At 64.5% G+C, this 23914-nt stretch carries 17 protein-coding genes and 1 riboswitch; of the genes, 9 read left to right on the top strand and 8 right to left on the bottom strand.

Annotated elements, in window-relative coordinates:
• Positions 1 to 56 precede the first annotated feature (56 nt).
• The 5 genes from L2Y94_RS13300 (at position 57) to L2Y94_RS13320 (ending at position 8238) form a co-directional block, all read left to right on the top strand.
• Positions 57 to 785, top strand: coding sequence for an SDR family oxidoreductase (locus L2Y94_RS13300; protein ID WP_247367250.1), 729 nt, complete (start codon positions 57 to 59; stop codon positions 783 to 785).
• A 174-nt stretch (positions 786 to 959) separates the two neighbouring features.
• Positions 960 to 1053, top strand: a riboswitch (glycine riboswitch).
• A gap of 42 nt (positions 1054 to 1095) precedes the next feature.
• Complete coding sequence (gene gcvP, locus L2Y94_RS13305; RefSeq protein WP_247367254.1) at positions 1096 to 3963, top strand: aminomethyl-transferring glycine dehydrogenase; 2868 nt, start codon at positions 1096 to 1098, stop codon at positions 3961 to 3963.
• A gap of 255 nt (positions 3964 to 4218) precedes the next feature.
• Positions 4219 to 4881, top strand: coding sequence for a carbonic anhydrase (locus L2Y94_RS13310; protein WP_247367255.1), 663 nt, complete (start codon positions 4219 to 4221; stop codon positions 4879 to 4881).
• Positions 4878 to 5753 (top strand): bestrophin family protein, encoded by an 876-nt coding sequence (locus L2Y94_RS13315; protein ID WP_247367256.1) that lies wholly within the window; start codon positions 4878 to 4880, stop codon positions 5751 to 5753. Before L2Y94_RS13310 ends, L2Y94_RS13315 begins: the two co-directional genes overlap by 4 nt.
• Positions 5754 to 5835: 82 nt before the next feature.
• Entirely contained in the window at positions 5836 to 8238 is a 2403-nt protein-coding gene (locus tag L2Y94_RS13320; protein WP_247367258.1) for a GH92 family glycosyl hydrolase, read from the top strand.
• A gap of 869 nt (positions 8239 to 9107) precedes the next feature.
• On the opposite strand, the gene L2Y94_RS13325 is transcribed toward L2Y94_RS13320, so the two are convergent.
• From L2Y94_RS13325 to L2Y94_RS13360, 8 genes are all read right to left on the bottom strand, one after another.
• A complete protein-coding gene (locus tag L2Y94_RS13325) occupies positions 9108 to 11429 on the bottom strand; it encodes a heavy metal translocating P-type ATPase (RefSeq protein WP_247367260.1) in 2322 nt (773 codons plus the stop codon).
• Complete coding sequence (locus L2Y94_RS13330) at positions 11426 to 11842, bottom strand: heavy metal-responsive transcriptional regulator (protein ID WP_247367261.1); 417 nt, start codon at positions 11840 to 11842, stop codon at positions 11426 to 11428. Before L2Y94_RS13330 ends, L2Y94_RS13325 begins: the two co-directional genes overlap by 4 nt.
• Positions 11843 to 11958: 116 nt before the next feature.
• A complete protein-coding gene (locus tag L2Y94_RS13335) occupies positions 11959 to 12288 on the bottom strand; it encodes a hypothetical protein (protein WP_247367263.1) in 330 nt (109 codons plus the stop codon).
• A 269-nt stretch (positions 12289 to 12557) separates the two neighbouring features.
• A complete protein-coding gene (locus L2Y94_RS13340; protein WP_247367265.1) occupies positions 12558 to 12998 on the bottom strand; it encodes a hypothetical protein in 441 nt (146 codons plus the stop codon).
• 45 nt (positions 12999 to 13043) lie between these two features.
• Complete coding sequence (locus L2Y94_RS13345; protein ID WP_247367267.1) at positions 13044 to 13412, bottom strand: NTF2 fold immunity protein; 369 nt, start codon at positions 13410 to 13412, stop codon at positions 13044 to 13046.
• A gap of 84 nt (positions 13413 to 13496) precedes the next feature.
• Positions 13497 to 13718: a hypothetical protein gene (locus tag L2Y94_RS13350; protein ID WP_247367268.1), complete on the bottom strand. Its 222-nt coding sequence runs from the start codon at positions 13716 to 13718 to the stop codon at positions 13497 to 13499.
• A 409-nt stretch (positions 13719 to 14127) separates the two neighbouring features.
• Positions 14128 to 14460 carry a hypothetical protein gene (locus L2Y94_RS13355; RefSeq protein WP_247367269.1) on the bottom strand — a complete coding sequence of 111 codons (333 nt, stop codon included), beginning with the start codon at positions 14458 to 14460 and terminating at the stop codon, positions 14128 to 14130.
• A 15-nt stretch (positions 14461 to 14475) separates the two neighbouring features.
• The gene (locus L2Y94_RS13360; protein ID WP_247367274.1) at positions 14476 to 19164 is read right to left on the bottom strand and encodes an RHS repeat-associated core domain-containing protein; all 4689 of its coding nucleotides are present in this window, start codon (positions 19162 to 19164) and stop codon (positions 14476 to 14478) included.
• 448 nt (positions 19165 to 19612) lie between these two features.
• On the opposite strand from L2Y94_RS13360, the gene L2Y94_RS13365 reads away from it, so the two are divergent.
• The 4 genes from L2Y94_RS13365 to L2Y94_RS13380 are packed head-to-tail and all read left to right on the top strand — an operon-like array spanning position 19613 to position 23901.
• Positions 19613 to 20563: an acyl-CoA desaturase gene (locus L2Y94_RS13365; protein ID WP_247367276.1), complete on the top strand. Its 951-nt coding sequence runs from the start codon at positions 19613 to 19615 to the stop codon at positions 20561 to 20563.
• A gap of 1 nt (position 20564) precedes the next feature.
• The gene (locus L2Y94_RS13370) at positions 20565 to 21839 is read left to right on the top strand and encodes an NAD(P)/FAD-dependent oxidoreductase (protein ID WP_247367279.1); all 1275 of its coding nucleotides are present in this window, start codon (positions 20565 to 20567) and stop codon (positions 21837 to 21839) included.
• A complete protein-coding gene (locus tag L2Y94_RS13375) occupies positions 21836 to 22630 on the top strand; it encodes a DUF1365 domain-containing protein (protein ID WP_247367281.1) in 795 nt (264 codons plus the stop codon). Before L2Y94_RS13370 ends, L2Y94_RS13375 begins: the two co-directional genes overlap by 4 nt.
• Positions 22627 to 23901: an SAM-dependent methyltransferase gene (locus tag L2Y94_RS13380; RefSeq protein ID WP_247367284.1), complete on the top strand. Its 1275-nt coding sequence runs from the start codon at positions 22627 to 22629 to the stop codon at positions 23899 to 23901. Before L2Y94_RS13375 ends, L2Y94_RS13380 begins: the two co-directional genes overlap by 4 nt.
• The last annotated feature ends 13 nt before the right edge of the window (positions 23902 to 23914 follow it).

The following is a 23914-nucleotide window of genomic DNA, read 5'->3' on the forward strand; positions in this document are numbered from 1 at the left end:
AGGGGTTCCCACCTACTCTTGGGGCGACCCGCCACCTAACCAACGAGGAACCCGCCATGACCACGCAAGATCGCATCACCCTCATCACCGGCGCCAACAAGGGCATCGGACTGGAAGCCGCCAGGCAGCTCGGCAAGGCCGGGCATCGCGTGCTCCTCGGCGCCCGCGACGCCGGCCGCGCGAAAGCGGCGGCGGACACGCTGCGCGCCGAGGGCGTGAACGTGCGCGTCGTCCGCATCGACCTGGACGATCCGTCCTCCATCGCGGCCGCCGCCGCGGACGTCGCCGCGCAGGAGGGTCGCCTCGACGTACTGGTCAACAACGCCGCGATCGTCGATCCGGCCGACGGCCCGGCGGGCACGGCCGACCTCGCCGCCGTGCGGCGCATCTTCGACACGAACTTCTTCGGCAGCGTGGCTGTGACCCAGGCCTTCCTTCCCCTGCTGGAAAAATCCTCGGCCGGACGCATCATCAACGTCTCCAGCGGCCTGGGTTCGATCGCGCTCAATGCCGATCCCACCTGGGAATACGCCGCGGTGAAGCTGCTCGGCTACAACGGGTCGAAGGCGGCGCTCAACCTCTTTACCGTGATCCTCGCCGCGGAGCTGAAGGACAAGGGCATCCTCGTGCATGCCGTGAACCCGGGCTACACCGCGACCGACCTCAACGGCCACAGCGGCCACCAGACCCTGGCCGAGGGCGCGCAGGAAATCGTCCGCCTGGCCCGCCTGGACGGCGGTCCGACCGGCACCTTCACCAGCAAGGACGGCATCGACCCCTGGTAAGGGCGTCCGGATCCGCGATCACCGCCGCACCGGCCTGCGCCGGTGCGGCGGTTCCCCCTACCGCCCGGCGACCTTTGTATAATCACCGCCTTCACCGCACGGTGGGAGAAGCGGACGGACCCGCTGCCGAAGGCGCAACGCCCGTAATCGCTCAGGCTCCCATACCACCGCGCGAGACATCACTCTGGAGAGACCGGTTCGATCCGGCGCCGAAGGTGCAAGGGGTACCCACCCCCAAACTCTCAGGCAAAAGGACAGAGGGGCGCCCCACGTGCCGGCACGGCACGTATCTACGGATGCCCCCAACGCCATGAGCCAGACCTCCTCTCCCTCGCTGCGCGACCTCGAGAACCACGGTGCTTTCATCGAGCGCCACATCGGCCCCAACGATGCCGAGATCGCCGACATGCTCGCCGTGGTCGGCCACGGCACGCTCGACGCGCTGACCGACGCCATCGTTCCCGGCGCCATCAAGTCGCCCGCCCCGCTCGCCCTGCCCGCGGCGGTCACCGAGGAAGAGGCGCTGGCGAAGATCCGCGCGCTGGCCGATCGCAACCAGGTGTTCCGCAGCTTCATCGGCCAGGGTTACTACGGCACGCTCACGCCCAACGTCATCCTGCGCAACGTGCTCGAGAACCCGGCCTGGTACACGGCCTATACGCCCTACCAGGCGGAAATCTCCCAGGGCCGCATGGAAGCCCTGATCAACTTCCAGACCATGGTCGCCGACCTCACCGGCATGGATATCTCCAATGCCTCCCTGCTCGACGAGGGCACGGCGGCCGCCGAGGCGATGACCCTGGCCAAGCGTTCGGCCAAGTCCAAGTCGAACGTGTTCTTCGTGTCGAAGGGCGTGCATCCGCAGACCCTCGAAGTGGTGCGCACGCGCGCCGAGGGCCTGGGCATCGAGCTGCACGTGGGCGACGACGCCGAGGCCTCTTCGGTCGACAGCTTCGGCGTGCTGCTGCAATACCCCGACACCTTCGGCACCATCCACGACTACACCGCCGTGGCCGAGGCGACGCACGCCCGCGGCGCCATCGTCTGCGTGGCCACCGACCTGCTCGCCCTCACCCTCATCGCGTCGCCCGGCAGCTGGGGCGCCGACATCGTGGTGGGCAACACGCAGCGCTTCGGCGTGCCGTTCGGCTTCGGCGGCCCGCACGCGGCGTACATGGCCTGTCGCGATGCGTACAAGCGCTCGATGCCGGGCCGCCTGATCGGCGTGTCCGTCGATGCGGAAGGCAAGCCGGCCTACCGCCTCACGCTGCAGACCCGCGAACAGCACATCCGCCGCGAGAAGGCCACCTCGAACATCTGCACCGCGCAGGTGCTGCTGGCCGTGATGGCGAGCATGTATGCCGTGTACCACGGTCCGGAAGGCCTGGTGCGCATCGCACGCCGCACGCATCGCCTGGCCACCATCCTCACCGTCGCGCTGCGCCGCGCCGGTGTCGCCGTGGGCGGCGACTTCTTCGACACCCTGCACGTCACCGGCGTCGATGCCAAGGCCATCCACGCCAAGGCCGCGGCGGTTCGGGTCAACCTGCGTGCGATCGACGCCTCCAGCGTCGGCATCAGCCTCGACGAAACCACCACCCGCGCCGATCTCGCCACGCTTGCCGGCATCTTCGGCGCCGCCATCGACGTGGACGCCATCGACGCCGAAGCGCACGACGCGCTGCCGAAGGCGCTGCTGCGCGGCATGGACTTCCTCCAGCACCCGGTGTTCAACACGCACCACAGCGAGCACGAGCTGCTGCGCTACCTGCGCGGCCTCGCCGACAAGGACCTCGCGCTCGACCGCACGATGATCCCGCTGGGCTCGTGCACCATGAAGCTCAACGCCACCGCCGAGATGATCCCGGTGACGTGGCCGGAATTCGCCAACATCCATCCGCTGGCCCCGGCCGACCAGGCGCAAGGCTACAAGCAGCTCATCGACGAACTCGAAGCGATGCTGGTGGAGTGCACCGGCTATGACGCCGTGAGCCTGCAGCCCAACTCCGGCGCGCAGGGCGAATACGCCGGCCTGCTCGCCATCCGCGCGTACCACCGCTCGCGCGGCGAAGGCCATCGCGACATCTGCCTCATTCCCGAATCCGCACACGGCACCAATCCGGCGTCCGCGCAGCTGGTGGGCATGCAGGTGGTGGTCACGCGCTGCGACGCCAACGGCAACGTCGATGTCGACGACATCCGCGAGAAGGCCGAGAAATACGCCGACCGCCTCGCCGCGATCATGATCACCTATCCCTCCACGCACGGCGTGTTCGAGGAAGACGTGGTCGCCATCTGCGACATCGTGCACAAGCACGGCGGCCAGGTGTACACCGACGGCGCCAACATGAACGCACTGGTGGGCGTGGCCAAGCCCGGCAAGTGGGGCTCGGACGTCTCCCACCTCAACCTGCACAAGACCTTCTGCATCCCGCACGGCGGCGGCGGCCCGGGCGTGGGCCCGTGCGCGGTCAAGTCGCACCTCGCCCCGTTCCTCCCGCGCGCCTTCGGCGGCGAAGGCGACGTGGGCATGGTCAGCGCGGCCACGTTCGGCTCGGCCTCCATCCTGCCGATCTCGTGGATGTACATCACGCTGATGGGCACCGAAGGCCTGCGCAAGGCCACCCAGGTGGCGCTGCTCAACGCCAACTACATCGCCAAGCGCCTCGCGCCGCACTACAAGACGCTCTACACGGGCCGTAACGGCCTGGTGGCGCACGAGTGCATCCTCGACCTGCGCCCGCTCAAGGACGCCACGGGCGTCGGCGCCGAAGACGTGGCCAAGCGCCTCATCGACTTCGGTTTCCACGCGCCCACGCTGTCGTTCCCGGTGGCCGGCACGCTGATGGTGGAGCCCACCGAGAGCGAGTCGCGGCACGAGCTCGACCGCTTCATCGACGCCATGATCCAGATCCGCGAGGAAATCCGCGCCGTGGAAGACGGGCGCCTCGACCGCGAGGACAACCCGCTGCGCAACGCCCCCCACACCGCCACCATGGTGACGGGCAGCGAGTGGACCCACGCCTACCCCCGTGAACTGGCCGCGTTCCCGCTTCCGTCGCTGAAGCTCTCGAAGTACTGGCCGCCCGTGTCGCGCGTGGACAACGTCTACGGCGACAAGAACGTGATGTGCGCGTGCATTCCGGTGGATGCGTACAAGGAAGACGTCGAGGCCTGAGGCCAGACCCTTCGCCGATACGATCGGCTCCCACCCCTCCGGTAGCACGGTTTCGACAACCCGGCCTACCTAGGGAGTGCGAGCCGACCGCATCGGCGCGTCTCGGGACGACCACGGCGCTCCGCAACCCGCCCTACCGAAGGGGTGGGAGCCGATCGTATCGGCGAATCACGACGCGACACGAACCATACGGAGCCGAATCCGCTGGCTTGAGCTTTGCCTTAAACTGCGTCATCTGACCTCCAAGGTGAGCGCATGACCCAGGAAACCCGCAACGACAGCCTGCTCGGCCTGCTCAAGGGCGTGGAAGGCTTCAGCCAGAACGTCTTTCCCGAAAGCCAGGAGCTCTTCAGCGAACTGGCCGAAGGCCAGAGCCCGCATACCCTGTTCATCACCTGCGCGGACTCCCGCGTGGTGCCCGAGATGATCACCCAGACGAGGCCCGGCGAGCTTTTCGTCTGCCGCAACGTCGGCAACATCGTGCCCGGCTACGGCGAGATGCTGGGTGGCGTATCCGCGGTGGTGGAGTTCGCGGTCGCCGTGCTGCGCGTAAGCAACGTGGTGGTCTGCGGCCATACCGACTGCGGCGCCATGAAAGGCTTGCTCAACCCCGAAAGCACGAAAGACCTGCCCACCGTCACCGCGTGGCTGCGCAATGCGGAGGCGGCGCGGAGCGCCGTGTTCGCGCGCAAGCTCGAAGGTCGCGAAGCGCTCGAGGCCGTGACGCAGGAGAACGTGCGCCTGCAACTCGCCCACCTGGGCACGCATCCGGCCGTGTCCGCCGCGCGGGCGAACGGCGCCATCACCTTGCAGGGCTGGGTCTACAACATCGGCGACGGCAACGTCTCCGTGCTCGACCAGGCCAGCGACCGCTTCATCCCGCTGTCCGAAGCCATCCAGCGCGAACACGACGCATGATCCTCCCGGGTCGCGCCCACCTCGGCCATATCCTCCGCTACGTCGGCCGGCCGCTCGTGTGGTTGCTGGCCTGGGACGTCGCCGTGACGGCGTTGTGGTACTTCGTGCACCCGGGATGGGTGGAATTCCCCGCCTTGCCGCTCACCCTGCTCGGCTCGGCCGTGGCCGTGTACCTGAGTTTCCGCAACACCACCGCCTATGCCCGCTGGTGGGAAGCCCGCACGTTGTGGGGCGCGATGGTCAACGCCTCGCGCTCCCTGGCCCGCGAAGCCATCACCCTGCTCGCCGATCGGAACGTGGCCACGACCGTGGCCCACCGCCAGATCGCCTACGTGCACGCGCTTCGCCTGCACCTGCGCCGGCAGGTACCCTGGGACGAATTGGCCGGTCGCCTCCCGGTCGACGAGCTGGAGCGCCTGCGCGGCGTCGCCAACGTGCCCAACGCCATCCATGCGCGCACCGCGTCGATCCTGGCCGGGGCAAAGCCCGATCCCATCCTGCTCGCCAGCTTCGCGCGCACGATGGGCGACATCACCAACGCCCAGGGCGGCATGGAGCGGATCAAGAACACGCCCCTGCCGCAGCAATACGCCACCTACCCGGCCATCTTCACCCACGGTTTCTGCCTGTTGCTGCCGCTGGGCCTCGTCGAAACGCTGGGCCTGTACACGCCGCTGGGCTCAACCGTGGCGGGCTTCCTCTTCCTCGCCCTCCTGCAGATCGGCAACGACATGCAGAACCCGTTCGAGAATCTCGAGGACGACGTGCCGCTGACCACCCTTACCCGCGCCATCGAGATCGACCTGCGCGACGGCCTCGGCGAGGCCCATGACCTGGAACCGGTGAAGCCCGATAACGGCATCCAGTGGTAAAGCCGTGACCCATGGCACGGGACATCCCGCGCCAGCGGTATTTCAATCGAGACAAATCCTGTCTTTTCGTGGAGACCGTCCCTTGCGCGCCTTCCAGCCGATCGCCCTCGCCGCCGCCCTGATTCCCGCCCTGGCCGGTGCCACCGACGCCCCCGCCAGCCTGGTCAACCCGCTCATCGGCACGACCAACGGCGGCGACGTCTTCCCCGGTGCCGTGGTGCCTTTCGGGATGCTGCAGTTCAGCCCGGAGGAATCGCCGATCCCCGGCAAGAAGTCGCCGATCGCCTCGGCCGGCGGCTACGAATACCGCGCCGACAGCATCCGCGGCTTCAGCCTCACCAACGTCGAAGGGTGGGGTTGCGCGGGCGCGTCGGGTGACGTGCCGATCATGCCCATCACGGATGACGTGAGCGTCTCGCCGAGTTCGGATTTCCGCCACGCTTACGCCTCCAAGTTCTCGCATGCGAACGAGAAGGCGCGCGCGGGGCATTACCAGGTCACGCTCGACAACGGCGTCACCGTGGATCTCACCGCGGCGCTGCATAGCGGCGCGGCGCGATTCGCATTCCCCGCCGACAAGCCCGCGAACGTGCTGGTGCGCGCCTCGGATTCCGAAGTGGGTTCGGAGAAAGCCACCGTCACCGTGGACGCCGCGCGGCATCGCGTGAGCGGCGAAGTGACCAGCGGCAACTTCTGCGGTTACATCAACGATGCCGACAAGCGCAGCTATTACACGCTGCACTACGTGATCGAATTCGACCAGCCGTTCGCCGGTACCGGCACCTGGAAAGATGCCGAAGTGAAACGCGGCGGCACGTCCAGTGCCGGCGGAAGCGGCTATGGCGCCAAGGGTTTCCCGGAGAAAGGCACGGGCTCCGGCGCATGGGTGTCGTTCGCCAAGGGCACGAAGGAGGTGAACCTGCGCGTCGGCATCTCCTACGTGAGCGAGGCCAACGCACAGGCCAACCTCGATGCCGAGGCGCCGAAGGGCACCACCTTCGACGCGCTGCGCGACAAGGCCGTGGCGGCGTGGAACCGGCAACTCTCGCGGATCGACATCGAGGGCGGCACGCCCGACCAGCGCACGGTGTTCTACACCGCGCTCTACCACTCGCTCATGACGCCCAACGTGTACAGCGACGTCAACGGCGAATACAGCGGCTTCGACGGCAAGGTGCATCGCGTCGAAGGCACCCAGAAGGCTCAGTACGCCAATTTCTCCGGCTGGGACGTCTACCGTTCACAGCTCCAGCTGGTCTCGTGGCTGGAGCCGAAGATCGGCAGCGACATCGCGCAGAGCCTGTTCAACCAGGCCAGGCAGAACAACGGCGTGTGGGATCGCTGGACACACAACACCGGCGCGACCCACGTGATGAACGGCGATCCGTCCGCGCCCGCCGTGGCCGGGATCTACGCCTTCGGCGCGCGCGATTTCGACGCCAAGGGCGCCCTCGCCTCGCTCGTCCACGCGGCGGACAACCCGACCGCGCTCGACACCTCGCACGAAGGTTGCGAAGTGGAGTGCGTCGGGCAGCGCCCGGGGCTCGACCAGTGGCTGAAGCTGCACTACGTCCCGGTCGGCGCGCCCGCCTGGGGGCCGGCGGCCGATACGCTGGAACTGGTCACCGCCGAGTTCGGCCTCAGCGCGCTGGCCGAGCGCTTCGGCGACAAGGCCACCTCGCAGCGTTTCCTCGCCCGCGCGCAGTACTGGCGCAACCTGTTCGATCCCAAGGCCACCCCCGAGGGCGGTTACATCCGCAACCGCAACGCCGACGGCAGTTGGGCGCTGGTGAAGGACGACGACAAGGAGGCGCCGCACGCCTTCACGCCGTCCACCGAAGACGGCTTCGTCGAAGGCAGTGCCGCGCAATACGTATGGATGGTGCCGTTCAACGTGCACGGCCTGTTCGAGGCCATGGGCGGCATGGAAAAGGCGCGCAAGCGCCTGGACGCCTTCTTCTACCAGCCCGACGGCACCTTCGCGGTCACCAAGTCCGGCCCGCTGCACGCCGAACTCGACAACGAACCCTCCATCGGCACGCCGTGGCTCTACAACTTCGCCGGCCAACCGTGGAAGACGCAGGAGCTGGTGCGCCGCGTGCTCGACACGCTCTGGGTGAACGCACCTAACGGTATTCCCGGCAACGACGACCTCGGCGAGATGTCGTCGTGGTACGTGTTCGCGGCGCTGGGTGCGTATCCGTCGATTCCCGGCCGCGCGGAGCTGGTGGTCGGCAGTCCCTTGTTCACCAAGGCCGTGGTGCATCGCGACGGCGGCGACGTGACCATCCTCGCGCCGAAGGCCGGCCAGGGCCGGCCGTATGTGCAATCGCTCAAGGTCGACGGCAAGCCGAGCGATCGCTCGTGGTTGCCGGAGTCGTTCGCGTTGAAGGGCGGTACGCTGGAATTCGACCTGTCCGATAAGCCGAACAAGGGCTGGGCGGGCAAGGCGGCGGATGCACCGCCTTCGTTCGACGTCAAGTAACGATCCGCGTCGCGGCACTCCCATTCGCCGATGCGATCGGCTCCCACCCCTTCGGTAGGCCAGGTCGTCGAAGCCTTGCTGCCGAAGGGGTGGGAGCCGATCGTATCGGCGAATCAAGCCTGCGACGACCTCAACCGCAACGCATTTCCGAGCACCCCTTCGGTAGGCCAGGTCGTCGAAGCCTTGCTGCCGAAGGGGTGGGAGCCGATCGTATCGGCGAATCAAGCCTGCGACGACCTCAACCGCAACGCATTCCCGAGCACCCCTTCGGTAGGCCAGGTCGTCGAAGCCTTGCTACCGAAGGGGTGGGAGCCGATCGTATCGGCGAATCAAGCCTGCGACGACCTCAACCGCAACGCATTTCCGAGCACCCCTTCGGTAGGCCAGGTCGTCGAAGCCTTGCTGCCGAAGGGGTGGGAGCCGATCGTATCGGCGAATCAAGCCTGCGACGACCTCAACCGCAACGCATTCCCGAGCACCCCTTCGGTAGGCCAGGTCGTCGAAGCCTTGCTACCGAAGGGGTGGGAGCCGATCGTATCGGCGAATCAAGCCTGCGACGACCTCAACCGCAACGCATTCCCGAGCACCCCTTCGGTAGGCCAGGTCGTCGAAGCCTTGCTACCGAAGGGGTGGGAGACGATCGTATCGGCGAATCAAGCCTGCGACGACCTCAACCGCAACGCATTCCCGAGCACCCCTTCGGTAGGCCAGGTCGTCGAAGCCTTGCTGCCGAAGGGGTGGGAGCCGATCGTATCGGCGAATCAAGCCTGCGACGACCTCAACCGCAACGCATTCCCGAGCACCCCTTCGGTAGGCCAGGTCGTTGAAGCCTTGCTACCGAAGGGGTGGGAGCCGATCGTATCGGCGAATCAAGCCTGCGACGACCTCAACCGCAACGCATTCCCCACCACCGATACCGAACTCAAGCTCATCGCCAGCGCCGCCACCATCGGCGACAACGTGATGCCCAGCAGCGGATACAACACGCCCGCCGCCAACGGCACGCCCACCGCGTTGTAGACGAACGCGAAGAACAGGTTCTGCCGGATGTTCCGCACCGTCGCCTCCGACAGCGCGCGGGCGCGCTCGATACCGGCCAGATCGCCCTTGAGCAGGGTGACCGACGCGCTCTCGATCGCGATGTCGCTGCCGTTGCCCATGCCGATGCCGATGTCCGCCGCGGCCAGCGCGGGCGCGTCGTTCACGCCGTCGCCCGCCATCGCCACGCGATGCCCACGGTCCTTCAACGAACGCACGATGTCGGCCTTGTCTTCCGGCGAGGCACCGGCATGCACTTCGTCGATGGGCAGAGACAATGCCACCGCTTTCGCGGTCACTTCGTTGTCGCCGGTCAGCATGACAAGACGAAGTCCGGCCTCGCGCAGCGCGGCCAACGCGGGATGCGCGGATGCCTTCACCACGTCGGCCAGCACGAAGACCGCCGCGAGCCGGCCGTCCAGCGCGAGGTACATCGCCGTCGCGCCCTTCGCCCGCTCGGCGTCGACAAACCCGTCGGCGGCACCGATCTCGACACGCTCGCCTTCCATCAGTCGCGCGTTGCCCAGCGCCACGTCATGACCATCCACCCGGCCGCTCACGCCTCGTCCCACCATGACCTGGAAGCCCGACACGTCGGGGATGGCCACGCCCTCGCCTTCCGCCGAGGCGACGATGGCCTCCGCCAGCGGATGTTCGCTGGGCCGTTCGACGGCGGCCGCCAGGGCCAGCACCTCCGCACGTCCATGTCCGAACGCGCGGATCTCCTTCAGTACCGGACGCCCCTCCGTCAGGGTACCGGTCTTGTCGAAGACCAGCGTATCCACCTCACGCAAACGCTCGATGGCGGCGGCATCGCGGAACAGCACGCCCGCCCTCGCGCCCCGCCCGCTGGCCACCATGATCGACATGGGCGTGGCCAGGCCGAGCGCACACGGGCAGGCGATGATCAACACCGATACGGCGGCGACCAAGGCATGCGCCAACCGGGGTTCCGGCCCCAGCCACCACCAGCCCAGGAACGACAGCACGGCCACGGCCACCACGCCCGGCACGAACCAGGCGGCCACGCGATCGGCCACACGCTGCAGGGGCGCGCGCGAGCGCTGTGCCTCGGCGACCATCGTCACGATGCGTGAGAGCACGGTGTCGCTGCCGACGTGGTCCACGCGCATGGTCAGCGCGCCGTGCCGATTCTGCGTGCCGCCCGTGAGCCGGTCGTGGAGGTGCTTGGCGACGGGCATCGGCTCGCCGGTAAGCATCGATTCGTCGACGTGGCTCTCGCCGTCGAGCACCGTGCCGTCGACGGGTACGTTTTCGCCGGGACGCACGCGCACCGTGTCACCGACCCGCAGGTGGTCGATCGGCACGTCACGCTCGTTGCCGTCGGCATCGATGCGCCGCGCCGTCTTCGGTACCAGGCCGAGCAGCCCGCGAAGCGCCTCGCCCGTTCGGCGACGCGCACGCAGCTCGAGGAAATCGCCGAGCGTCACCAGCGTGACGATCACGGCGGCGGATTCGAAATACACGTCCACGCGCCCGTGCATGCCGCGCATCGCGGGCGGAAACAGCGAGGGCGCCAGCAAGGCCACCATGCTGTAGACCCACGCCACGCCCGTACCCAGCGCAATGAGCGTGTACATGTTCGGCGACCACGGCCTGAGCGAACGCCAACCACGCGCGAAGAACGGCACGCCGCCCCACAGCACCACCACGGTCGCGAGCAAGGCCTCGCCCCACGACGCGACGGCATCCCACGGCGAGGGCCACATCCATCCGAACAGATGCGGCCCCATCGCCACGACGAAAACCGGCAAGGTGAGGGCCACCAGCGCGCCGAGACGGAGCCCGAGCGCACGCACCTCACCGTCGTCGTCCAGTGAGGGCATGGCGGGCTCCAGGGCCATGCCGCATTTCGGGCAGGAGCCCGGGCCTTCCTGGCGCACCTCGGGATGCATCGGGCAGGTATAGATCGTTCCCGCGGGCATCGACGCTTCGGGTTCCTTCGGCCCGAGGAACGTTTGTGGGTCCTCCACGAAGCGCTCGCGGCAACGGGCGCCGCAGAAGTGGTACGCGTGATCATCGTGCGTGGCGTGATGCGGCGTCTTGGCCGGATCCACGGTCATGCCGCATACGGGGTCCACCGCGGTCGCGGCCTTGGTGGCCGTGCCGTGCGAGCAGCAGGTATGGCTCATGCGCGCGGCTCCGTCAGCGCCTTCAGGATCGGACAGTCCTCCGGCGCGCCGTGCCCCGGACAGGCATCGATCAAGTCGGAGAGACCGTCGCGCACCCGCTGCAACTCGGCGATGCGCTCATCGATCGCCTTCAACCGTGCCGCGGCGCGCTCCCGCACGCCCTCGACACCGCCATGGCGCTCGGCCGACAGGGACAGCAGTTCGCGAATCTCGTCGAGCGTGAACCCCAGGTCCTTGGCCCGCCGGATGAACCGCAGGCGCGACACCGTGCCCTGGTCGTATTCCCGGTAACCGGACGGCCGACGGCGCGGCTCGGGCAGCAGCCCTTCCCGCTCATAGAACCGGATCGTATCGATGGCCACGCCCGCGCTCTGCGCGATGCGGCCGATGGTGAGGGAGGCTGGCGTATTCATGAGGCCAAGTCTAGACCCTGGATGTAACTCTAGAGTCAAGCGGCCGTTGTCCCCTCCTGCAATCTCAGGCGATGCTTCGCACTGGCAAACAAGAATCAACGCTGTCAGCAGCGCGGCTACTTCGTTGCCGCCGCCAGCTCCTTGCATAGCCACTCCAAACCTGGACGGCATTCATGCGCAGCATGCTGCCTGATCGCGCTCAGGACGTTCTCAGGGATCGTCTCATCTTCTAGATGTTTAATGACGAATGCCTTGAAGTCTGGGTGAGCAGAGACCAGTCCAGAAAGCTCACCGACGTCGTCCCAGTGATCAGCCAAGAGTGTCGCGATCACTTCGCTGTAGGCGCTCCATACCTCGACCACGCTCTCACCGTTGCAGGAACGATTGTCACGAAAAGCCTTGTAGACGTGTGGCCAATCCTTGATCTGTGTGACGGCGGCCTCCATGCGTATAGACTCTTTACTAAAAACACTCAATCCCATCCAAGGCCTTGTGGTTCGGACGGTGTTGAGCAGCAATGAAGGCGGGCGGTACTTCCCTACCTCACAAAATCGTCGAATCCATCGACCGCCCCACCCTGCAAGAATCGAAACCATAGCTCATCAAAGAGTGCTGAGGGCTCCGATTGCCACTTGCATCCGGCGTGTAGTGAACACGATTTCTCGCCGCATTTTCGACCATTACACCCAGATCAGCCACGAGAAAAGGAAATTAGTTAGCCGATGAGCAATTTGAAAACAAAACGAGAGAAATCCGCTTCTGGTCCCGTATCCGTGCATTGATACTGATATCCACCTTCTATAGGCCGTTTTTTCATACCGGTCATACGAAGTTGAGACCTTCGCTGCTTATTGTCTTCCCACACGTTGTATAGGCTCAAGAGGCCATTCCCAGAGTGACAGACCATCTCGACCTCATGGGGAGCATCATGAAACATAAGAACGGTTTGTTCTTTCCGCTCACCGGCTACTTCAATCCCCTCATCGCACCGCAACCACAAACCTTGGGGCCGAAGCGGAGTCACTGCGTCAACCAGAATCCGTATTGATTGCCTGTCGCTGACCGAAATAACGTCCCACTTCACAACGTCAGGCTCACCTTGTTGTAAGAAAAAATCACTCATCAGCGGCGTCGTGGGGAAGCTAAAACCACGCATTAGTTACCTCGATTGGACGTAGGCGGGATGTAGGCTTTCGGAAACCTACTTCATGTAAGCCATGACATTGACGATACACCCCGAATTTTGGTCGATCCACACCGCCATTCCGCCGCCAGTCGCCGTCGGCTGCGACGCATTTCCTTGGACGATCCATACGTTCCCGCGTCCATGAATCACGGTTAGCGGAAGTTGCTTTTTCACCTCAGCCTCGCCAAATCTCGCTTGCAGAACTGCAAGCCCTACCGCTTCAGCCGTTCTCTTATCAGGGACATAGTCGGAATGATTTGCACTTGTGGCGTTCACATTCGCCGATGCAATCAACAGTTCGAGAAAAACTGAACATCGACGAATCATGGATGGAAAAGTTGCCAGTGGGCCAAGTGAAGGGATACCGGCTACCTCCGATTTCACCAGAAGAGACCCTTACACCACTTACTCTCGTCGTGCTCGGTGCGTTCCAGCCTCCTGCGCATGGCGACATGCTCGCTCTTTGCTCTACGGATGTTCCGGCTGGGCTCGCGCTGGACGCTTCGGCTGCTTTTCGGCCGCCTTTAGTTCGTCTTTTGCGTATTGAAGCCCCGCATCCGCAGCCTTATGTAGCCAAAAAGAAGCACGCTTGCGCTCCTCTTCATTCTCGCTATTGCGAAGCAAGCCGAAAAGGCCATAGGCACGGCCGGCATCACCGTTCTCAGCACCAATGGTGTACCACTTAATCATGGCTGCGCGATCACCTCTCACAATGGAATGGTAGCTAGCCAGTCTGCAAGCAGCGTCATCTGATCCTTAGATGGCCTCGCGACCCAGTGTCGCCTGCTGAGCAGCGCTAAGGTCTAAATCTCCAGAGAGACGCACCGGCACATCCTGTTTATTGGCCATCGCTGACACAGGATACGCAGTCGAAAAAGACAGGCTCAAGAACAACGCGCGCGCGTTAAATGAGTGTGTCACAGCTTCATCGGCAGCATTACCCCTCCCGGCAAAAGCCCCAGCAGGGCCAAATTTCTTGGTTTTTCAAAAGCCATCCTCGTTGTAGTCCCACCTCACTCGCAGAGAGGTAATTCCAGCACATACCGCGCGGCCTCATCCTGATCCGACATGCGTAGCGGTCATCGCACTCGTTGCAGATTTAAAACCCAGATCTTTCGGGAAGCCCGGTGCTAGATGTGAGCACGCGTCTGACAACGTCCTGGTTTTTCCGACTTAAGTTGACCATGAACTCGCAATATTTACCGACGGTAGAAATCACCAGATGCCCTTCGCCAAGAAGACGCAAGGCATCCTTATCTGCAACGTCGTGGATGTCGTCATTGACAATGTCGAACTCATTTCGTGCAAAGTCAGATCGAAAACTCGACTTAAGGTCACTGCCGAAGACCCAATCTAGTCGGATCTGCTCCACCGGTATATTGAAGATGGCAGCGATTCTTTGAAGCGAGAGAAACTCAATGTTGACCGACATAGCATTCTTGTCCCGTCATTTGCAGCCACACACCTTGGTCTTCGTGGCAAATGTCGCCGCTTGACCTTCAATGCTCAAGTCGTAAAAGCCCTCAAAAATGGTTGCGCCAGTAGCGATAGCTCCAGCAGCCACTCCCGCACCCGTTCTGCCGATCAACCGCAGCGATCGCGTGCCAAGTCTGCCGGACCACCTGCTGAGCTGACTTGTATAAGGATTCATCGCCGTTTTGGCGATGCCTAAGCCTCGAAGTTCCGCAGCAGTCTTCGGCATCGTCCCCATGCCCAGTGTTGTGGCGAGCGTTGAGACCGCAATCGATGGATCGATTGCATTATCCCTGACATAGTCTGCAAATGCGTCGTAATCAAACGTATCACATGATCGCTCATAGGCCTCGTATTCATCGCGCTGCGCACCAGGTGCGAAAGTCCAGGGGCCAATCCCTTCCAAACCATCAGGGTCAATCTGCATAAGCGGCGTCCCGCCCACGTAAGAGTACGTCGTTATGCCCGCGGCTAACCCCGTGGGATCGCTCTGGATGTACCGCCCGGTCGCGCTGTCGTAGTAGCGATGAATGTTGTAGAGAAACCCGCTTTCCCGGTCCCCATACTGACCCGCGAACCGCAGGTTCAGCGTATAACCGCTGGTCGAGGTCGGCGCCTGCTCGCCGAACGGATTGCCTTGGTACGCCCACGACCAGACCACCGCGCCGTCGACGTTGGTGACCGCGCGGGGGGTGTTCAAGCCATCGGCATGCACGAAGGTCACCGTGCTCCCGTCCACCACGGCCACAGGAGTGTCGTCCATCCACACATAATCACGTGATGCCCCACCATACTCGCCCAGCAGCCCGCCCGGGCCATAGGCGAACCGGGTGGTGGCCGAATCGACCGTCTTGGCGACGCGACGGGCCGACGCGTCGTAGGCATAGGTCGCGACCGTCGTGCCGGCCTGCTGGAGCACGGTCATCTGGCCTCGGCCGTTGTAGCCGTAGCCCCATGCCACGCCGGCACCGGCGTTGCCGGTAGTCGACCCATTTGCATCGTAGGTCCGGGACCCGGTGCCGATGGTCGTGAGCCGATGCGTGCCGCTTTGATACCCGTAGGTGCCGGTGGCCAGACCCGGCGCGGTCTTCGTCAACCTGTCGCCGGTCTTCGAGTAGGTGTAAGACTCAACGAGTGCCCCACTGGCGTTCTTCGCGCCGGTAAGGCGGTAGAGCGGATCGTACGTGTAGGTTTCGATGGCCGGCAACGCGCCCGCGGCGTTGCCCAAGGCCACGATGTTGCCTACCGCATCCCGCGCCACATGCAGGTTCAGCGCCGGGCTCACGATATCGGTGAATCGGTAGTTGGCATCGTAGCTGCGGGAGATGGTCTGACCGCTGCCCAGCGTATAACTCGCGACCGGCCCGAAAGGCAGGTAGGTGGCCGCAATGACGACGGTGGTCGCAACGCCCTTGGCCGGGGTGACAGTGACTTTGGTGACCTGGCCGACGGCATCCCGTCCGTATTCGGTCACCAGCCCGCTCGGGGAGGCGACCGCGGCCAGACGACCGGCCTTGGTGTAGACATAATCGGTCGTATCGGTGACCGTGCCCTGCGTCTGGCGCTGCTCGGTCACGCGCCCCTGGTTGTCATAGCAATACACCGTGGTAACGGCGTTCTCCACGACCCGGGTGAGGCGACCGACGGGGAACGAATTGGCACACCCAGTGGCACTCGTGGCTTCATCGTAGTGGAAGGCGGCATTCAGCGTGGCGTCCGTGTAGCTGACCGACGTCATGCGACCCAGCGCATCATAGGCTTTCGTCGCTATCGTGGCATTGGCGTCGGTCTGCGTCAGCGCGTTCCCCGCCGCGTCGAAGGTGGACGACTGCGCGCCCGTATCAGGACTGGTCAAGGAAACGGGGTTGCTCAGACCATCGAAGCCGTAGCTGGTGACCAAGCCATCGGGGTCGGTCACCGACTTGACCTGATCCAGGGCGTCGAGCGCGAGTTTGATCGTGCTTGAATTGGAAGCATCCGTGCCGTTGGCGTTGGCGACGCCGCTGACCACGCGGTCGAGCCCGTCATAGCCGATCTTTTGGATCGTCCCGAGGGCGTCTTTGGCTGACACCAGATTGCCGTTGGCATCGTAGCTGCCGCTGGCGGTGGCGTCGAACGTCACCTGACCCAGGCCATCCGTGACCTTTACCAGCTGCCCCAGGGTATTGAACGTCCTCGACAGGGAGCGCCGGGACACGTTCTGTGGATCGAAGGTCTCTTCCTTGATTCGGTTGCCACTTGCATCCAGCGTGTAGTGAACACGATTTCCCGCCGCATCGACTATGTCCGTCAGTCGATGCGCGTCGTCGTAGGTGTACGTCACCGTGACGCCATCCGGATCCGTGACGCTATGGAGCATCCCGGTGGGTTCGTATGTCAAGGCAGTGATGGCATCGCTAGCGGATGGCGTTCCGTCCGCATTCGCCCGGATGGTTCGGCTGGACAGCCAGCCGCGCGGGGTATAGGCGAGATCTGTTATGACCCCATTGGCGTCCTTCGTCCTCGCAATGCGCCCCGCCTTGTCGTACCCGACGATGGTCCGGACATGTCCCATGGCGTCGGTCGCCTGAAAAAGATCGCCAGCGCGGTGACACGTTCCGCCCGCGCTGCCACAACCGCCTTCGTCGGTATCGAGGTAATAGCTGTAGCGCGTGACGTCGGCGACATCTGTTCTCGGCCCTGTCTCCGTCAAAGGCAAGTTCAGCCGGGGGCAAGTCGTCGTGTCCGTCGTATCGCAATAGGTGTAGACCGTACGCCGGACGCCGTCCGGGGCGGTTCCCGATGCCGAGCAGACATAAGCCGTCGCGTCAGGCTTTGTGGGGTCCTGGGCGCACTCCGCCACCACCTGGCCGCGGTCGTTGTATGCCCATCCCGACTTGGCCACCAGGTTTCCCGAGGCATCCTTTATCGTGCGCTGTAACGGCAGGCGACGCGTTTCGTCCCACGTGGTGTCGGTCGTACGCTGCTGGGCCTGCCCTTTGGCTTCGACACGCTGGGTTTCAAGCCCTGCCACCGTATGGGCGAGCGTCGTGACCGTGCCCCTGAAATCGGTATAGCTGGACGGCCAGCCGTTGGTATCGTAGGCAACCGATTTGTAGGGCTGGTTGCATGTCGTGCCGCAGGGTGCCGACGAACCGGATATCTTCGACAGGGGAAGCGACGTATTAAATGCCAGAATGGTCGTGACTCCCAACGGACTCGTCAGCCACGCACGGCCTAGGTCGTAATCCAGGGAAAAGGCGTCCGCGCCGCCCGCGTGGCTCGTGGCGATACCCCAGCCCGCGCTGTTGTATTTCGTCGTCTCGAAACGAACGCCTTTTTCGTCGATCATGCCGGTGAGCTTACCGGGCTGGGATACGTTCGCCGTCTGCGCCAGCTCCCCATAAACGTAGGTGGTCTGCTTGCCGTCCGGATAACCGACGCTCACCAGATTCGCATTGCCATCATAGGCGTACGAAAGCGACTGCCCGTCGGGCAGAACCATGGACTTCACACGCGCAGACGCATCGTAGGTAAAGGAAAGCGACCTGCCCGAGGGCGCCGTTACCTTCAGGAGCAAGCCGAGCGCGGGCGCATCGGCGCTGATAGTGGTGCTGTATTCGAGCGTGGTGACGTCACCGTGCAGGCTCGTGATCGACAGAAGGTGGCCGGAGGTGTCATATCGCTCCGTATCCTGCGGCCCGCCCATCAGGATGCGATAACCCGTCAGGGTGCCTGACGCATCGTGTTCTTCCACCATGCTGTCGAGCGAGTTCGACTTGACGAGAGGCTGCCACGCGCCGTTGTTCAGCTGGAACGTTTCGACCGTGCCGTCCGGGCGAATCAATCGCGCGGACGTGGGAGTATGGCCATCGGAATCGACCACCCCTAACTGCAGCACACGATCGAAGGAATGACGCCAATGTGCTCCCAAGGATCCTGGCGCCACGTAGTTGAAGCTGTTGTAGAAACGGCGGAAGGCGAGATCACCGACCTTGAAATCGAGTACCTGCTCGTACTTGTTTCCGTTCGATGCGTTGATGGGGTCTGCCACCAGTGTGCTCGACGGCTGCACGTTATTCCCTGCCTGGCACATCGCTCCGTGGTCTTGCGCCTCATCGCCATTGCCGCCGGAGTAGACGTTGCAACTGCCGAAGTTGATCTCCGGATTACTGGTGGGGTATTCGGTGGCCCAGACGGCGGTACCCACGGTATGCGGCTGAGTCGTGACCTGTGCGGCGGTCCGCTGCTGCAACGCATTGTTGTCGTAGTAGTAGACGTAGATCGTGCAGGTGGGACAGTTCTTCTGATACACGGCCGATATCGCTGAAACACCGGCGCCGACAGAGGAATACACCGCATCGTTCTGAATCGATCCGACGAGGATGTATGGCGCTCCATACGTCGATTTGGCTTGCGCGATGCCGGCAAGGCACAACAGCAAGGCGGCGAAAATCCACTTCCCGTGGAACAACCCTTTCAAAAAACCTCGAGCCCTTTCGATTGCCGCGGCGTTGCGCATGACCTTTCCCTGGTTGGATCGGCCTGCGAGGTTAATCTGGGTTTGTGTCAGATTTCGAGATGCGACGTAGTTAAATTCGGCAAAATTGAGCAGACGCCGGATTCGTAATTTATTGCGCTTTTCACGCGTGGCTTCCACCAGCGGCACCGCTGCTGCGCGCATCCATCACCACAGCATCGACAGCCACGGATCCTCCGGCACCACTTGGGGACCGGTAGAACTGCAAATGCTACCGCTCTAGCAGGGATTTCCACATCCAGCGCGCTGCTCTCGACGGGGATGCCTACGAGCTCGACCTTCTGCAGGCACGTGTCCGGCGCATTGGGATAGGGAACAACCGTTGGGCAACCGGCGTCTTAATGGATGGCGGAGATCAACAGCCTGCACCGCCACCACGCGCCACTGCCGTCAGCCTTACTGATGGATACGACGTCACCGCGTTGCTTTACGACGCGTAGCGATGTCGCTCCGGTGCTGCGCTTCGCGAACGCACGAAAATATACCATACAAATCAATCGGTTATTCAGGCGCCAGAGTTAACGCAGCCCGACAGTGCATCCAATCGGCGGTATTTCACGTAAGCGACTGAGGACAGGTCAGGAACCCATCGATGAACCCCGTCGCCCACTCTCCCGTTTCGCCGCCACGCCGGTCCCGCCTGCGCAGTCTTCGCCTGTGGTTCGACGGCCAGGCCGCCCCCGTCGCGGCGGACGATAACCAGATCGACTGGTGGCGGGCCGCGCCCTTCCTGGCCATGCACCTGGCCTGCGCCGCCGTGGTCTGGGTGGGCGTCTCTCCCGTGGCGATCGTCGTCGCCGTCCTGCTGTATGCCGTGAGGATGTTCGCGCTGACGGGCTTTTACCATCGCTATTTTTCCCATCGCGCGTTCCGCACCTCCCGCGCCGTCCAGTTCGTCTTCGCCGTGATCGGTGCCGCCTGTGTCCAGCGCGGCCCGCTGTGGTGGGCGGCGCACCATCGACACCACCACATCCACGCGGACACCCCGCGCGATCCGCATTCGCCGCGCGTCCATGGATTCCTGTGGAGCCATGCCGGGTGGTTCCTGACCCCCGCCGCGTTCGCCACCGACCTCGACCGCCTGCCCGACCTGCGCCATTACCCCGAGCTGCGCTGGCTCGACCGCTACGACCTCGTGGTGCCCGTCGCCCTCGCCGTCTTTCTCTACGCCCTCGGCGCGGCGCTGAACGCGTTCGTTCCGTCGTGGGGAACGAGCGGTGCCCAGCTGCTGGTATGGGGGTTCTTCGTCTCGACCGTCGTACTGTTCCACGCCACGGTCACCATCAATTCCCTCGCCCATCGCTTCGGTTCCCGCCGCTTCTCCACCCGCGACGACAGCCGGAACAATCCGTGGCTCGCCGTGCTGACCTTCGGCGAGGGCTGGCACAACAACCACCATTTCTTCCCGGGTTCGGCCCGGCAAGGGTTTCGATGGTGGGAAATCGACCTCACCTGGTACGGCCTGAAGGCCATGCAGGCCTGCGGCCTCGTATGGGACCTCAAGCCGGTTCCCGAGTGGGTACTCGCCAAGGGGAAGCGTTGACATGCGCATCGCCGTCATCGGTTCGGGGATTTCCGGCTTGGCGTGTGCCTGGATGCTGCGCAACGAGCACGAGATCGTGCTGTTCGAGGCCAACGATTACCTCGGCGGCCACACGCACACCCACGACGTGGAGATCGAAGGTCAACGGCATCGGGTGGATACCGGCTTCATCGTGCACAACCCGGTGCACTACCCGCTCCTGAATCGCCTGTTCGACGAACTCCGCGTGGCGTCCCGATCCACCACGATGAGTTTCTCGGTGCGCAACGCGGCGTCCGGCCTCGAATACAACGCCACGACGTTGGATACGCTGTTCTGCCAGCGCCGCAACCTGTTTTCGCCCCGCTTCCTCGGCATGGTGAGGGACCTGCTGCGGTTCTACAGGGAAGCGCCGGCCGTGCTGGATTCGGCGACGGACCAGTGCCTGGGCGACTACCTTGCGGAGCATCGCTATGGCGCGGCGTTTCGCGACGACCACCTGGTGCCCATGGCGTCCGCGCTCTGGTCGTCGCCGGCCGAGACCATCCTGGCGTTTCCCGTGAGGTACCTCGTGCGCTTCATGGCCAACCACCAGATGCTCCAGGTCGACGACCGTCCGCAGTGGCAGGTCGTCGACGGCGGCTCGCGGACCTACGTCGATGCCATGCGCAGCCGTTGGCGGATCGACGAGCGCCTGGCCTGCCCGGTGGGACGCGTGACGCGTCACACCGACGGCGTGCGGGTGCATACCGCATCGGGCGAGGAATCGTTCGACCAGGTGATCCTCGCCTGCCATAGCGACCAGGCGCTGGCTCTCCTCGGCGACGCCACCGAGGCGGAGCGCGACATCCTCGGCGCGATTCCCTACCAGCTCAACGACACCGTGCTGCACACCGACGCCAGCGTGCTGCCGCGGAGCCGCAAGGCATGGGCGGCCTGGAACGCGTTCATCCCCGCGACTCCGGATGCGCAATGCACGGTCAGCTACTGCATGAACCTGCTGCAGGGCATCGCCTCGACGCGTCCCCTCGTGGTCAGCCTCAACCAGACGGCGGCCATCGATCCCGCCCACGTGCTTCGCCGGATGACCTACGCCCATCCGGTCTACACCGAGGCCACCGTGCGCGCCCAATCGCGCAAGGCGGAGATCCAGGGCATGCGGGGCACCTGGTTCGCCGGCGCCTACTGGGGCTGGGGATTCCACGAAGACGGCATGCGCAGCGCGGTGGACGTGGTCTCCGCCTTGCAGCGTACCGACGGCGTGGCGGCACCGGACGCGGGACGGGTGGCCGCATGACATCCCCGGCCAGCGCCATCTACGAGGGAATCGTCACCCATCGGCGCCACCTGCCGCGGCCGCATGCGTTCACCTATCGCATGGCGCAGCTCTACCTCGACCTCGACGAATTGGACAGGGTATTTCGTGGCCGATGGCTGTGGTCGGTCGACCGCGCCAACCTCGCCCAGTTTCGGCGCGGCGACTACCTGGGTTCGCCCGCGACGCCGCTGCACGAGGCGATCCGTGAACGGGTGCGTGAACACACGGGGCATCGTCCCACCGGCCCGATACGAATGCTCGCCCACCTGCGCTATGCCGGCTACGTCTTCAATCCGGTGGTGTTCTACTACTGCTATGCCGACGACGGCGTCGACCTGCAAGCGATCGTCGCGGAGATCACCAATACGCCGTGGCGCGAACGCCATGCCTACGTGCTTCCGGTGGATCGCGCCGCCCATCGCGGCCGCGCGATGTCGTGGACCTTCGACAAGGACTTCCACGTATCGCCTTTCATGGCCATGGAGCGCCGCTACGACTGGCGCTTCACCGCGCCGGGCGACGACCTGCGCGTGCACATGAAGGTGCATCGCGACGACGCCTGCGAATTCGACGCCACGCTCGCCCTCGCCCGGCATCCGTTGAACGGCCCGGGACTGGCCCGCGTGCTGTGGCGCTACCCGCTCATGACGGCGCAGGTCATCGGCGCCATCCACTGGCAGGCCTTGCGCCTGTGGCTGAAGAAAACACCTGTGCACGACCATCCGGGCCACGCGCGCCTGGTTCGTGCCGACCATGGAGATTCACCATGAACGAACTCGCCAACGAATCGCTGCGGGATGGAACCGCCGAAGGCTCCCTGCTCGATCGATTCCTTCGCCGGCAACTGCTCGGCTCGCTCGCGACGCTCGAACGCGGCCGCCTCGTGGTGAGCGATGCGTGGGGAACGGAAACGCTGGGTGCCTCCCTGGCCGACCCCGCCGACGAAGATATCCATGTCGACGTGCACGACACCCGCTTCTATCGACTGATGGCGACGCACGGCAGCGTCGGCGCCGCCGATGCCTATATCGAAGGCTACTGGCGCTGCAGCGACCTGGTGGGACTCGTCCGCCTCCTGGTGCGCAACCGCGACCTGCTCGATGGCATGGAGACCGGCCTTGCGCGCTGGGGCGGCATGGCCATGCGCGCGTGGCACGCGCTGCGCGAAAACACCCGTAAAGGAAGCCGACGCAACATCGCCGCCCACTACGACCTGGGCAACGCGTTCTTCGGGCTGTTTCTCTCCGACGACCTCATGTACTCGTCCGCGTTGTGGACCGAGGCCACGGACACGCTCGAGATCGCCTCCACGCGCAAGCTGGACGTCATCTGCCGCAAGCTGGGCCTGGCCCCGGGCATGCGCGTGGTGGAGATCGGCACCGGATGGGGCGGCTTCGCCATACACGCGGCATCCCGATACGGCTGCCACGTCACCACCACCACGATCTCCGCCGAGCAATACCGCCTCGCCTGCGAGCGCGTGGCCGAAGCCGGGCTCGGCGACCGGGTGACCGTGCTCCAGCAGGATTATCGCGACCTGGAAGGTTCCTTCGATCGACTGGTGTCCATCGAGATGATCGAAGCCATCGGCGCGACATACATGGACACCTATTTCGCCAAGATCGGCCGCTTGCTGACGCCGCAAGGCGTCGCGCTCATCCAGGCGATCACGATCGAAGACCATCGTTACGAGCAGGCCTTGGCCGCCGTCGATTTCATCAAACGGCACGTCTTCCCCGGAAGCTTCATCCCCTCGGTCAGCGCGATGCTCGCCGCCAAGACGCGATCGAGCGACCTGGCCCTCGTGCACCAGGAAGACTTCGGCCTGTCGTACGCGCGCACGCTGGAGGCATGGCGGGAGCGCTTTCTCTCGCGCCTCGACGACGTGCATGGCCAGGGCTTCGACGAGCGTTTCGCGCGCCTGTGGGAGTTCTACCTCGCCTATTGCGAAGGCGGCTTCCGTGAGCGCTCCATCGGCGTGTGCCATCTGCTCCTCGCGCGTCCGCAGGCGCGTCCCGCCGTACAGGGCTGGACGGCATGAACGGATCGGCCGC

Source organism: Luteibacter aegosomatis, from assembly GCF_023078455.1.
Taxonomy (GTDB): domain Bacteria; phylum Pseudomonadota; class Gammaproteobacteria; order Xanthomonadales; family Rhodanobacteraceae; genus Luteibacter; species Luteibacter aegosomatis.

Bases quoted from the DNA above. Each gene is read 5' to 3' on its own strand.
- L2Y94_RS13300 (WP_247367250.1), top strand. From the start codon at position 57: ATGACCACGCAAGATCGCATCACCCTCATCACCGGCGCCAACAAGGGC.
- gcvP (WP_247367254.1), top strand. From the start codon at position 1,096: ATGAGCCAGACCTCCTCTCCCTCGCTGCGCGACCTCGAGAACCACGGT.
- L2Y94_RS13310 (WP_247367255.1), top strand. From the start codon at position 4,219: ATGACCCAGGAAACCCGCAACGACAGCCTGCTCGGCCTGCTCAAGGGC.
- L2Y94_RS13315 (WP_247367256.1), top strand. From the start codon at position 4,878: ATGATCCTCCCGGGTCGCGCCCACCTCGGCCATATCCTCCGCTACGTC.
- L2Y94_RS13325 (WP_247367260.1), bottom strand. From the start codon at position 11,429: ATGAGCCATACCTGCTGCTCGCACGGCACGGCCACCAAGGCCGCGACC.
- L2Y94_RS13330 (WP_247367261.1), bottom strand. From the start codon at position 11,842: ATGAATACGCCAGCCTCCCTCACCATCGGCCGCATCGCGCAGAGCGCG.
- L2Y94_RS13335 (WP_247367263.1), bottom strand. From the start codon at position 12,288: ATGGAGGCCGCCGTCACACAGATCAAGGATTGGCCACACGTCTACAAG.
- L2Y94_RS13340 (WP_247367265.1), bottom strand. From the start codon at position 12,998: ATGCGTGGTTTTAGCTTCCCCACGACGCCGCTGATGAGTGATTTTTTC.
- L2Y94_RS13350 (WP_247367268.1), bottom strand. From the start codon at position 13,718: ATGATTAAGTGGTACACCATTGGTGCTGAGAACGGTGATGCCGGCCGT.
- L2Y94_RS13355 (WP_247367269.1), bottom strand. From the start codon at position 14,460: ATGTCGGTCAACATTGAGTTTCTCTCGCTTCAAAGAATCGCTGCCATC.
- L2Y94_RS13360 (WP_247367274.1), bottom strand. From the start codon at position 19,164: ATGCGCGCAGCAGCGGTGCCGCTGGTGGAAGCCACGCGTGAAAAGCGC.
- L2Y94_RS13365 (WP_247367276.1), top strand. From the start codon at position 19,613: ATGAACCCCGTCGCCCACTCTCCCGTTTCGCCGCCACGCCGGTCCCGC.
- L2Y94_RS13370 (WP_247367279.1), top strand. From the start codon at position 20,565: ATGCGCATCGCCGTCATCGGTTCGGGGATTTCCGGCTTGGCGTGTGCC.
- L2Y94_RS13375 (WP_247367281.1), top strand. From the start codon at position 21,836: ATGACATCCCCGGCCAGCGCCATCTACGAGGGAATCGTCACCCATCGG.
- L2Y94_RS13380 (WP_247367284.1), top strand. From the start codon at position 22,627: ATGAACGAACTCGCCAACGAATCGCTGCGGGATGGAACCGCCGAAGGC.